Consider the following 11,771-nt stretch of genomic DNA (forward strand, 5'->3'; position numbering starts at 1 on the left):
GGGTTTGTTTCAGGGCCCCAATCCGGCCTGGATCAGGAAGTCCTCCAGCAGTCGATTGAAGCGATCGGGCTCGTCGACAAACAGGGCGTGACCGGCCCCCTCGAAGACCTCCACCCTGGCTGAAGGAACGTCGGTCGAGACCCCTTCCGCCTGTTTCCTCTGCGGCTCGGTCACCACGAAGAGGAGAGGCCGGTCGATTTCGGGCAGTATCTTGCGCCAATCCCCCACTGCGGCAAAACTGGCGCCCAAGGTGACCGCCGCATTGGTCGGAGTCCGCAGGGAGGCGGCCATGATTCTCTGAAGGTAGTCCTCCGGCTGCGGCCGCTTGTACATGCCTCGGACGAAGCGATCGGTCACTCTCTTGCGATCGGCTTGCAGTTCCAGTCTTCCCTTCCCCTGACGGCGGGAATCGATCCAGGCATTGGGCGGATATCCCAGGACTTCATCGACCAGGACCACCGCGCTGAGCCATTCGGTCCCGAACTGCTCCACGGCGGTCAAGACCTGCAAGGCGCCCATCGACCATCCGACCAGGACGATAGGGGGCAGCTCGAGGTGCCGGGTCAACTCCCGGATGTCCCGAGCCAGCCGGTTCGGGTAGTGTCCATCCGTCACCCGCTCCGAATCGCCGTGTGAGCGGGGATCGAAGGCGACGACGCGATAGTGCCGGGAAAAGTGGGCGATCTGGTGTTCCCAGATCCAGGCAGGCATGGTCCAACCCGGGACAAAAACTATGCTGTGCCCCTGACCGGCCTGGAGATAATGCAGCCGAACCCCGTCACTCGATGTTAAAAAGCCGCTTTGGGCCGGCGACGGATTCCCTGCCTCCGGTCGGACCGTCAACAGCATGATGGTCAACCAGCCCAACAGCATTGGCCGCACTGCACACACCAGCCTGTTCCCTCCCCGGTCAGCTTTGTACTAATTCTCCCTCCGGTAGACATAGACCTCCAGTTCATCCAGAATCACTTCCCCCTTGGTCTGGGAACTGTTTGCGGCGAGGCGGACCTGGAGGCGGTTGTCTCCATGGGCGAGCAGCGGTTGCGGCGACCCTGAATCCAGATCGACGATGTACAGATAGTGAGCGGGCAGCACTTTGCCCTCCCAGCGGTTCTGCCCGTCCTGGTCAAAGTGTCGGGTGATCTGCGGGTTCGGTACGGGATTCCCGTTGAGCGCGATCTGCAGGGACTCGTCCGCGGCCAGCCCCACGGCCTTGAATTGCAGGGTGGCCCGCAGACGCTTGTCGCTCAGGTCCTCGGCCAGCCGAAACCCCTGGGAGCCGGACGGGTCGGGAGTGCCCCGGTCCAGCCTGATGCGGTCATCCTTGGGGCCGGTTTCCGTAGGCGCGCCTTCTTCCCACAGTGGATAGTACCTGTAGTGCCGGTCGTGCCGCCCAATGTCCTCCGGGTCTTTCAAATGGTGCAGGTAACCCAGGGCGGCAGGCCACATGTAAGCCGGCCAGGGCGTATTGCGGCCGATGCGCCGTCCCCAATGGTACTGATAATTATAGGCTTCCACCCCGGAGGCTCCGTAGGCGTAAAAGTTCCGGGCGGCTGCGCGGTAGTGGGACAGGTTGTTGATTCCTACGTCGTCTCCCCGATAGGTGATGGGGTGGATGGCCGGATAGATCCGGCAGTCGGTCCCTTCGGCCAGCTTGACGAAGTCCTCCACCCGGGTGTTGAGGTCGGTGTAGAAGAAATCGGAGGGCACCACGAAATCGACCAGCCCCTGCTTGATCCAGGCGGCCAGGTCGAAACCGAGGTACTCGCACTCCTCCAGCGTCTGGGCCACGCGCACGCCCAGGACCAGGGGATCCCGGCCTCTCCGCTCCGCGGCCGCCTCCAGCAGATTGCGAATCTTCCGCATGAAGTCGGTCAGCAAGTGGGCGTTGCTGCTTCCTTCGCCCGGTGGGAACATGTGGCACCAGCGCATGTAGTCCAGTTCCAGTCCGTCGAGGTCAACGGCCGCTACCAGCTCTTCAATGTAGTCGAGCATCTTTTGCCGCACCGGTTCGGGAGCGAAGTCGATGGCCGGCCCCCTGGGCAGCTTGAGATGCCACTGAGGGTTCTCTTCAATGAACCGTCCCACCGGACCGCCGTGGCGGTCATTCATGCGGATGCAACCGAGAAATTCCATGCCGCTCCGATGGGAAAGCTCCGCCATCAATTGCCGGAAATCGACCCCCGCCTCCCGTAGCGAGCGATAACCGCCGTCCTTGTCGGAATGCCTCCAATGTTCCTCCAGAACATCGGAGGGTCCGTAAAGGGAGTGAAAGCGGTGGCTGACCACCATGGCCAGCGTATCCACTCCCGACCGGGCCAGCTCATCCACGCCCCGGGCCACCACCCTCTGCACGGCTTCCGCGTCCATCTCGCTCAACGGAGCCCCCGAACTCCAGAATTCGGCAAAGGCGTTACCGGTATCGCTGTTGTAGAGAATGCGACCTTCCCGTGCGGGCCCCCTCGCGGGCTCCTCGGTGCCCGCACAACCTCCGAAGAGAATGAGGAGCACTGCTGCCATTCGCCATGCGTACTTCATGGGAAATTTCCTTTCACCCAGAGCCGGGTTCCATCCTTCAATGAGCCTTCCGCAAAATTGGTCGTGCAACGCGCTATTCACGTCCTTCAATTGCAAAGATTCTGTTCGTTGCCGGCAGACTTAGAATCCGCGAATAGTGGTGGACCCGGGTCAATTCCCGGTCGTCCTGGAGGATCGGGGTCTCGTCCTCGATAACGAAATCGGCAAAGTGAGGAGCGTTGAACGCAACGAAGGCCAACGAGAGTGCGTCAGGCAAACGCTCATGGCGCCGGCTCAGGTCGGGAAAGGCAATGGGCCCCGTATCCACCTGATAGGTCGGTTCTTCATCTCGAATGTTCATGGTCTTGACGGGAAACTCAATGATGGCCGTCAAGCCGGTATCCGCCCCGTTGATTTCGGTTTGGGCGACCAGGGGAAGCGCTTCGGCGGTAGCTCGGTGGATTTCGTCTGTCGTCGACACCAGTCGGTTGGCTCGAGGCGTTTTCACTTGATAGATCTGTCCCCCCCAAAGGTCCTCCGCCTTTCTCCATTCCCGGTAGCGAGGATTCAGATAGGCCTTGCGTCGAAAGAGAATGCCGTCCTCAGGACCGAAGATGGGAATGAAGTCGTAGTTGTCCTCCATGAAGAGGTCTTTCCGGGCGAAAGTGTTCTCGCTCTTGCAGGAAGCGCACTGATAGTAGTCATGGGTCGTGCCGGTGCGTTCATCGAGGATGCGCGTGCGGGACTCTACCAGGAAGCGAACCCGGTTTGAGGAGACCGTGCCCGAGATGAAGGATTGACCATAGTCGATCACCGGCCACTGCCCGCCCGAGGATTTCCCGGCAGACCCGCATCCCCCCATCCAGGCGCCGGCGGCTCCCAACAGAGACGAACCGGCGCCGGCCTGAATAAAGGCGCGGCGACTCAGGAAGGGCTCCGATTCCCGTCGAGGCGCCCTTCGGAGTGGGTATTTCTTCACGACGTTCTCTCCTTTCCGAGATCTGCGGGAGAGATCAGCGGCCCGAAGGGCAACCTGTTAATCGTTCAGTGGGGGAACGCTCCGGATCGACCCTTTGCCCCGAAGAATAGAGGCTGCGGTTTCAGGTTTCCTGCCACCCGGAGATGGAATGGAGCGCCAGTCCGCCTGCGGTCGAAGCCGCTCAGATCAACTCCGCGATCGGCTTTCCGGTTTCGTCGTTGATGGAGTTGGCGATCTTGAGGGGACGGCCAATGGGGTGCATATACTCCCGGGTCCAATCGATGCCCAGGGCCTTGTAGATGGTGGCCAGCAGATCTCCAATGGTCACCATGCGGTCCGCTACGTAGGCTCCCCGCTCGTCGCTGGCGCCGATGATCTGCCCTCCACGGATGCCTCCTCCCCCCAGGACCATCGACCAGCAGTGGCACCAGTGATCCCTGCCTCCTCCGGGGTTGAGATCGTAGGTCCGGCCGAACTCGCCCATGGCAATCACCAGGGTCGATTCCAGCAGGCCCCTTTCCTCCAAATCCGTCAACAACGTGGAGAGGGTCTGATCCAGCACGGGCACCAGGACGTCCTTGTGCTGCTTGTCATTGGTGCCGTGGGTGTCCCAATTGCGCCCGGTCTCGACCCGCTTCCGGTCGTAAGCCGTCACAAAACGGCTGCCTGCTTCCACCAGCCGCCGGGCAATGAGCACACTTTGGCCGAACATGTGCCGGCCATAGGCGTCCTTGAGCTTTTCAGGCTCCCGGGAAAGATCGAAGGCTTGCCGCACCGACTGCGACAAGACCATTTTCAGGGCCTGCTGTCGAAACTTGTCCAGATTGGCGTACTCGGTGCTCTCAACCGCTTGACGGTAACGCCCGTCGACCAGCTTGAGAAACGCATTGCGAGCCTCGATCCTTTCAAGCGTGAGGGACTCGGGCAAGCTCAATTCGGGAATGTTGTAGTCCTGCCGGTTCGGGTTCGGGATCTGCAACGGATCGTACTGGGCTCCCAAGAAGTGGGACCTGAAATAGTCGCGAGCGCTGGCGCTGATCTCCGGAACCATGACGTTGGGAGGAACGTTGTGGCGCTGTCCCAGCTCCTTTGTAATGACGGAGCTGAATGCAGGAAACTTCATGGCCGGGCTGGGTCTGTGTCCCGTCATGGCGTAATGGTGGGCCACCCCGTGGTTATTTTCCTCGGTGTGCATCGAGCGGATGACCGCCAGCTTGTCCATTTTCCTGGACATCCTCGGCAGCAGCTCCGAGATCTGAATTCCCGGCACGTTGGTGGAAATGGGTTTGAAGGAGCTGTTGGGTTTGGGATCCCAGGTGTCGATGTGACTCGGTCCGCCGTCCAGCCAGAGCAGAATACAGGCCTCGGCCCTTTTGCTGGTGGGCCTACCCTTCACCGCACCCAATGCCGCTTCGAGTTCCAGGATTCGACCGAGGGTGATCCCCAGGAAACCCAGGGATCCCGCCCTCAAGACCGCTCGACGGCTGATCGGGCTGGTTGGACTCAATCCCTCCAATTGGTTCATGAGTGGCTCCTCATCCGGGCTAGTGTCCTGTAACAGAAATAAGATTACCATCTCCGATGGAGGTTCCACCGGGAAACGGTCGGTAGGAGAGACGCGTCGCGTTTCAGCCAGATGGCACCGTTGCGCTCACCCTCCCCGGAACCTCCATCGGCCCTGCGGGTTCGGGCGGAACGGCACCGTCTTCGTCGTCGCTCCTCCTCGCAATGAACAGCATTGGCTCGTCGTCGCTCCTAGAATCCGGCACCGTTGCGCTCCGAAAGATGGCAACCCTATTTCTGTTACAGAACACTAGTGGTTGCTGGCGAACTCGCGTGAACAAATCACAGCCCAAAGCAGATCTTCCAAGGCCTCTCGCCTGGAAGTCTGCTTCTGGATCAGACTCTCCAAACCGGCCTGTTCCTCTTCGTTCGGGAACCGTGAAAGGGCAGCCAGGTAGAGTTCTTCAATGATCTCTCGGTTGGAAGCTTTCCGTTGGAGCAACCGATCGATCCGCCCTCCCTTTTTACCCAACTTTTCGTTATAGGTGGGGCTCACCGTCATATGGAGGGCCTGCATGAGGTTTACCTTGCCGTCTCTGGCCACGACCACATCCCGCTTGGGGCGTTCGAAGACCTCCAGAAACCGATTGGCGTAGCTGGCGGGATATTTCAGATTGATGGCTCGGGTCCCGGGCGGCGCCGTTCCGCTCAACATCCCCTCGGCCATATACAGCTCCGGAACGCCGGTTACAGTCGAAATCGCGTCCAGAAGAACCTCCGCTTCCAGTGGTCGAGGGTAGGCCCGCGAGTAGTTCAGACGGTCCCCCCCGTTGTTGGCATTGGGTCGACTGCCAAGTTGGTAGGTCCTGGAAGAAACAATCCGCCGCATCAGATGCTTCAGGTCATAGCCGTGCTCCTGAAAGTCCACAGCCAACCGATTCAACAAGCTCGGATGGGTCGGCGGGTTGCCCAGGCGAAAGTCGTCGACCGGATCCACAATCCCTCTTCCGAAGAAATGACCCCACATCCGGTTAACCATGGCTTGGGCAAAGTAGGGATGGGTCGTCATCCAGGTGGCCAACTCCCGTCGGAGGTCGCGACGGTCCCGGCCGGGTAGCACTCGACCATCGAGGAAGGTCGGCGGCACCAACTGTTTGGTGCGCGGGTGGCGGTTCTCTCGGAAGGACAGCGCGCTCTTACCCTCCCCGAAATTCACCTCGTGCCCGTCGGGATCGTCGAAGACCACGTTGTCGAATGCCCAATCGGTATTGGTCACGCGGCGATAGAAAGCCGCCAGTCCCCAGAACTGATCCTGCGTCCAACGGTCATAGGGATGGTTATGGCACTGGGCGCAATCCATCCTTCGGCCCATGAAGACCCGAAACTGCTCGGCCACGATCCGTTCCAAGGCCGGGGGCTTGTTGTTGTCGATCAGGTAGATTCGCGAGGGGCCATCGTAGCCTTGAGCCGCAATGCTTTCCCGCGCCATTTGATCGTAGGACTTGTTTGCGGCCAGGCTCTTTCTGACCCACTCCCAATAGACATGAACCCACCGATAGTGTCCCCTGACCCGGAAGAGGTCGGCAAAGCGGAAGGTCCAGTAGTCCACATACTCCGGGGATTCCAGCAGCGCCTCGATCAGCTTCTCCCGCTTGTCCTCCTCCCGGCTGCCCAAAAATTCCCGTACCCGTTCGGGCGGTGGCAACGTCCCGGTCAAGTCCAGACACACTCTCCGGATGAATTCCCCATCCTCCGACAACTCCGACGGAATCAGGTGAAATCGCCGCAGCTTCCCAAAAACCTCCTCATCGATGAAGTTCTGCCGCGGAACCTCCGGATACTCCTGTATCGCCTCCCCGATCACCCCAAACCGCACTTCGGCGGCTCGACCCGCCGTCCGGATCATGATCGCCGCTTCTCCATTGCCTACGGCTTCAACCAGCCCATCTTCACCGACCCGCACGACTTCCTCGTTGAGCGATTCATACCTCACTTGCCCGGTGATGTCTTCCTGACGACCATCCGAAAAATAGGCCGTTACCGCCAACTGGTGCTTTCCTTTCTCCTCAATCACCGCTTCGCCCGGAAACACCTCCACTCGCTCTACCTTGAGTCCTGCCTCCCCATTCCCTTCAAAACCGGCTCCCCGGCTCACCCAGTTCAATACCGCCTCATAGTCCGCCGTCTCCACTCCCAGCCGCTCCCCTCCTCCGTGAGCCACCTTGAAGCTCGGTTTCCGCAACAGCAGGCTCTCTTCAGGCCGGTCAAGGTCAACGCGCGAATGGCGCGGACCCAGCGGCTCAGCCGTCAGGACCTGGTATCCCCCTCCGCGCACAATCCACTGGTAGTCTTCCGCCGGATCGGTAGCATCCAACGACAACCGGAATCCTCCTCTCCCCTTCACCCCTCCGTGGCAGCTGCTGCCGTTGCAGCCGCGCTTGGTCAATATCCCTCCGATGTCCCAACTGAAGCTGAACGGGCGTCTCCGCCCGGTGCCCACCGTCAAAATCCCTGCCTGCGCCGCCCTGCCTCCCAATTCGGCTCTCAACTCCGTCCGTCCCGAACTCACCGAAACCACCTGTCCCAATGCCCCCAGCCGCGCGATAGACGGGTCCGCAATCGTTAACCGGCTGGCGGAAGTCACCTCTCGCTGCAGGCCATCCGAGAATTCTCCCAGCACCAGAAATCGCCGTGTCGCACCCGTCCCCTGCAGCTCCACCGCCTCCGGCTCCAGCCGAATGGATACCAACTCCGGCTCACCCGAATTCCAGCGCACACCCTCGGAGCCCGCCTCCCGATGGCCGAGGCTCAGTATCAGCACGGTCACTACCGCTCCCTTGACCCAATGCCGGCCCGTCATTTTCAGCCCTGTGCTCAAGAGTATTTCCCGGTTCGGTGAAATGGAATGCGTCTCAGTTCCTTGCGGCCATCGTGGCCTGCTCGGTCTCCGGACGACTGATCATCAACAGGATTTCCTGCACCGCCAGCGCCTTGCCGATCTTCCCATCGACAATGGGCCGAGCCGTCAACCGGATCTGTTGGGGCATCGGCGTTGCGGGGGCGTCCCGACCGGCCATCAGGACCATGGTGGCCAAGTGACGAGGCGGGAAAAATCGCTCCTTGTGCATTGCCCCGCGTCCGTTTCCCGTCTCCAACAGGCGAGGGTTGACCCTGGTCGTCGCCGCGGCAAGAGCTTGCACCCCGGTGGGAAGATTCTCCAGTGTCAGGGCGATTTCCCCGTCAAAGCCCTCCTCCGGCTCGGTCACCACGGTGAGCTTCCGGGTTTCTCCACTCCGCAAGTTGATGTGATCGACCACTTCCCCTCTCCCGATTTTGACGGCAACCTCTCCCAGGTGGGGCACCTGCGGGCGAACCAGCACGCGATATCGGAAGTGCGGGGCAGCTCTTCGGGTGGTCAGATCGCGAACCTGCAAGAAATATTCCCCCGCTTGCTCGAAGGTGTAAACGGTCTTGGCTTTTATGGACTTGATCCAGTCGTCTCCCACGCCTGCCACTTCCCGGTAGATGTTGCTCACCAGTTCCGTTCCTTTACCGTCGACGACAATCAGGTGCGGATTGAAGAAGGGCGGCACGGTGTCGGGCGTCTCGATTTCGAATGCCAATGCCTCTCCCGATCCCGCTTCAAATCGAAAGATATCCACGTCACCCGGATGTTGTATGGCCCCCTCCACCGTCATCGGAATGGACAGTTGCGCTGCCCGCGAGGCCCAATCGTTCGGTTCTTCTTCCCGGGTCGGAATCGGCAACCGAAGCGTGTTGGATCGATCGATGCCTTCCGACGTTGGTGACCGATTGGAATTTTTGGGGCGAGCAGAGTCTTTGGCACCATCGGCGGTCTTGCCCTGCTGGTCCGGTTCCGAGACCCGGATCGCCCGCGACCACAAACGGCTGAGGTGATCGCGATCGATCCTTCTGGAAAAATCCCGTTCCTGCCAGACAAGGGGACTTGAACCGTGGGCGGGATCGCCCGGAAAACGGCGGTGGCTGGCTCCCGAATCCCGTGCCGGCGTGGGAATGACCCGAAGCTGGTAAGAATAGTCGGGGCCTCCTTGACCCTCCAATGTCCCTACCTCCGCCAAATAGCGCCCCTTCTTGTCGAATCGGCGAATCAATCTCGGCAGGAAATGAGAGGTCACCCACTGGTGAGTTCCCGGACCGGGGCCCGTTTCGTCCCTGACTTCCAACCGTACGATCCGCTGAGGATCGAACCAGCTTCCCGCGGGCTCGTAGAGGATCAGCTGCGGGTCGCCGGCCACGGTTGCGGCGGCAAAGGTGGAGGTGATCAATTCAAAACGCAGGTGCTCTCCTTCGGCGACATCAAAAGCATAGTAGTCCAGTTCGCTGGGGTGACCGAGCCTGCCGTTCACAACTACCGGAAATCGGATGTGCTGGGCGCTCGACGGGGAACTGATGGAATGCTCGCTTTCGTGGATCTGCGGCTCGGGATTGACCAGCAACGACAGTGGGTTCGAGAGTCCCTGGCGGGAGACCAGTCGAAAAGTATGAGCACCCACGGCCGCCTTGTCGTCCACATGGAGTTTCAGGACGACGTGGTGGAACTCCTTGGTGTCTTTGGCCGTTGTACCGGCCTGCTGAACGACGTCGACCTCTTCAACCGTCTTCTCTATCTTCCGGACTTCCGCCTCGAGCGCGTCGCAGTCAAACCAGACACCATAGACGCTGCCCAGATTCTCTCCTCGAATGCGCACCTCGAAACTCGTTCCCGGCTGTCCACCCAGAGGGAACAGGGATTTGACTTGCGGATCTGCTTTCTCCTTCGCAGATACCGAGTTTCCTGAAGCGGCCAGGAATAGGGAAACGACCAGGAACGCACGGAGAGGTAGCCTCATGGACCTTTTTCCTGTCAACGGGCCGGGCGGATGCTTGCCAAGTGTAAGCCTTTGGGTGTGCACCGGATAGCCCCAATATACAGAGACCAGGCCAACCTGACAACTCGAAAGGAAGCTCGTGTTCCGTCTCAGTAACAGGGTTGTCACCTTTCGGAGCCCAACGGCGCCGGATTTCAGGAGCGACGACGATGCAATGCCCCTTCATTGTGAGGAGGAGCGACGACGAAGACGGTGGCGTTCCCCCCGAACCCCTTGGGCCGATGGAGGTTCCGGTCAGGGAAAGCAGAACGATGCCTGTTAGCTGAAACGCAATGAGCCTCTCCTGCCGACTGTTTCCCGGTGGAACCTCCATCGGAGATGGCAACACTATTTCTGAGACAGAACACGAGTGACCCCGGACCACAAAAGCCTTGACAAGTAACTCAGAAAGATCACACTTGAGGCCCGATCATGAAGCCATACCTTTACATTCTGATCGTCCTGTCGGTTGGAGGGATCATCGGCTTTTTTGTGGGCCGGGAATTGGTTGTCGCCCCGCCCCGGGTCGAAACCCCGGTGGAGACCACCCAGGCCGACTCGGAAGCGATTCTCCAGATCCTGGAAAGGCAGGTCGAGGCATATCGGCTCCGGGATGCGCTCCTGCTGATGCGGGATTGCGAGGAGTCTTTCGTGGAAATCGATGGAAACAGCGGCAGGAGCTACAGTCTGGCTCAGGCGCTCGTTCTTTACCACGAGCTGTTCCAACCTGAGCAGGGCATTCGCCTCCGACTCGGACAGCCCGAGGTGACCATCACCCACAACTCTGCGGTGGTTCGATCACGCTATGTCAAGACATCGGACAGATACGCCGATCAGGGCATTGAGAGCGTGACGGGAGACGGGCAGTGGCTGCTGACCAAAGTTGGAAACATTTGGCAGATCACTGTTTTCTTCAGAACCGAAACCATACAGCCATAGGGTTCCAGGTATTGCCGCCATCTACCCTGGATGGAGCGGCCTTGAATCAGGCCCGCAAGGATCTTTGGGAGGGCTCACCTTGCTGAATTTCGAGACCTATTACCTCATCTCCATTCCCGGATTTGTGGTGGGCATCATGACCGGGCGTTTTTTTGCCGGGCGCCACTGGCAGAAGATGCGCGGCCGCATGGGCAGCGCCGCCAGGCTCATCGGCGGGCTGGCCTTTCTGGGCTACCTGGTCTCCATTCCCCTGATCCTGGCGATCATGTTGATCTACCTGATCAATTTGCCGGACGCTCAGCCGGCAAAGATAGCTGTCACCTTGTTGGCCGCTCTTTGGATGGTGGCCAATTTCGTCCTGGAAATCGCCAACATGGGCAACCGCCGGTTTCCCAATTCACCTCCCGCCACCGACGCCTCCTCCTCAACCGATTGAGCCTCCCTGCCAAACGGATCGGTTACGGTCACAGAGCGCAAGGCCGCCGCTGCCACTTTCGGTGCCCAAAACCCTGCAATTTTCAATGCCCATCGACAGACGCGGCGCTGCGTATGTGGCGGCAGCGGGTGATGGTGGCGTGAGGCGGCGTCTATTTGGAGAGGCGATGCGTTTCTGAACGGGTGCTTGCTATTCGCCGCATTCGCGGCCAGGTTGGCGCGAACTCATACGACCCCGGGTTGACACTTCCGCCCCAAGGAGAACGCCGATTGCGCTGCCAAACGCGACCTCTCCAGGCTTCGCCGGGCTTACCCTGCAGGCGACCCTGAGCCGCAGCTACGCAGCTCCTCCATATCCCACAACACTGCAAGGGGAAACGTGCTTATTTACTGGGATATCCCCCGGGCGCCGGCCCCGGGGGCGCGGGCCGAGCGGCGAGACCCCGGCAGTTAGCCAGGGGCTGGAGCCGGCTCCCCCCACCCATCAGACTTCGCTTGGCTGGCTGAAG

The 11,771-nt window shown here is 60.3% G+C and carries 8 protein-coding genes; 2 read left to right on the plus strand and 6 right to left on the minus strand.

Annotated elements, in window-relative coordinates; genetic code table 11:
• Nucleotides 1–9: 9 nt before the first annotated feature.
• From OXI69_17760 to OXI69_17785, 6 genes are all read right to left on the minus strand, one after another.
• Nucleotides 10–849 carry an alpha/beta hydrolase gene (locus tag OXI69_17760; GenBank protein ID MDE2667991.1) on the minus strand — a complete coding sequence of 280 codons (840 nt, stop codon included), beginning with the start codon at nucleotides 847–849 and terminating at the stop codon, nucleotides 10–12.
• A gap of 72 nt (nucleotides 850–921) precedes the next feature.
• Nucleotides 922–2,538 (minus strand): hypothetical protein, encoded by a 1,617-nt coding sequence (locus OXI69_17765; GenBank protein ID MDE2667992.1) that lies wholly within the window; start codon nucleotides 2,536–2,538, stop codon nucleotides 922–924.
• Nucleotides 2,539–2,611: 73 nt separating this feature from the next.
• Nucleotides 2,612–3,496 (minus strand): hypothetical protein, encoded by an 885-nt coding sequence (locus OXI69_17770; protein ID MDE2667993.1) that lies wholly within the window; start codon nucleotides 3,494–3,496, stop codon nucleotides 2,612–2,614.
• Between the two features lie 181 nt (nucleotides 3,497–3,677).
• Nucleotides 3,678–5,021, minus strand: coding sequence for a DUF1501 domain-containing protein (locus tag OXI69_17775; GenBank protein MDE2667994.1), 1,344 nt, complete (start codon nucleotides 5,019–5,021; stop codon nucleotides 3,678–3,680).
• A gap of 288 nt (nucleotides 5,022–5,309) precedes the next feature.
• Nucleotides 5,310–7,877 carry a DUF1553 domain-containing protein gene (locus tag OXI69_17780; protein ID MDE2667995.1) on the minus strand — a complete coding sequence of 856 codons (2,568 nt, stop codon included), beginning with the start codon at nucleotides 7,875–7,877 and terminating at the stop codon, nucleotides 5,310–5,312.
• 34 nt (nucleotides 7,878–7,911) lie between these two features.
• Nucleotides 7,912–9,870 (minus strand): hypothetical protein, encoded by a 1,959-nt coding sequence (locus tag OXI69_17785; GenBank protein ID MDE2667996.1) that lies wholly within the window; start codon nucleotides 9,868–9,870, stop codon nucleotides 7,912–7,914.
• 450 nt (nucleotides 9,871–10,320) lie between these two features.
• Here OXI69_17785 and OXI69_17790 point away from each other — a divergent pair, with 450 nt between their 5' ends.
• Together OXI69_17790 and OXI69_17795 are read left to right on the plus strand one after the other, a co-directional pair.
• Complete coding sequence (locus OXI69_17790; protein MDE2667997.1) at nucleotides 10,321–10,827, plus strand: hypothetical protein; 507 nt, start codon at nucleotides 10,321–10,323, stop codon at nucleotides 10,825–10,827.
• Nucleotides 10,828–10,906: 79 nt separating this feature from the next.
• Nucleotides 10,907–11,263 (plus strand): hypothetical protein, encoded by a 357-nt coding sequence (locus tag OXI69_17795; GenBank protein ID MDE2667998.1) that lies wholly within the window; start codon nucleotides 10,907–10,909, stop codon nucleotides 11,261–11,263.
• Nucleotides 11,264–11,771: the final 508 nt, after the last annotated feature.

This window comes from Acidobacteriota bacterium, assembly GCA_028875575.1.
Taxonomy (GTDB): domain Bacteria; phylum Acidobacteriota; class Terriglobia; order Versatilivoradales; family Versatilivoraceae; genus Versatilivorator.

Excerpts from the sequence above, each read along its gene's own strand:
- OXI69_17765 (MDE2667992.1), bottom strand. The coding sequence starts at position 2,538 with ATGAAGTACGCATGGCGAATGGCAGCAGTGCTCCTCATTCTCTTCGGA.
- OXI69_17760 (MDE2667991.1), bottom strand. The coding sequence starts at position 849 with ATGCTGTTGACGGTCCGACCGGAGGCAGGGAATCCGTCGCCGGCCCAA.
- OXI69_17775 (MDE2667994.1), bottom strand. The coding sequence starts at position 5,021 with ATGAACCAATTGGAGGGATTGAGTCCAACCAGCCCGATCAGCCGTCGA.
- OXI69_17785 (MDE2667996.1), bottom strand. The coding sequence starts at position 9,870 with ATGAGGCTACCTCTCCGTGCGTTCCTGGTCGTTTCCCTATTCCTGGCC.
- OXI69_17790 (MDE2667997.1), top strand. The coding sequence starts at position 10,321 with ATGAAGCCATACCTTTACATTCTGATCGTCCTGTCGGTTGGAGGGATC.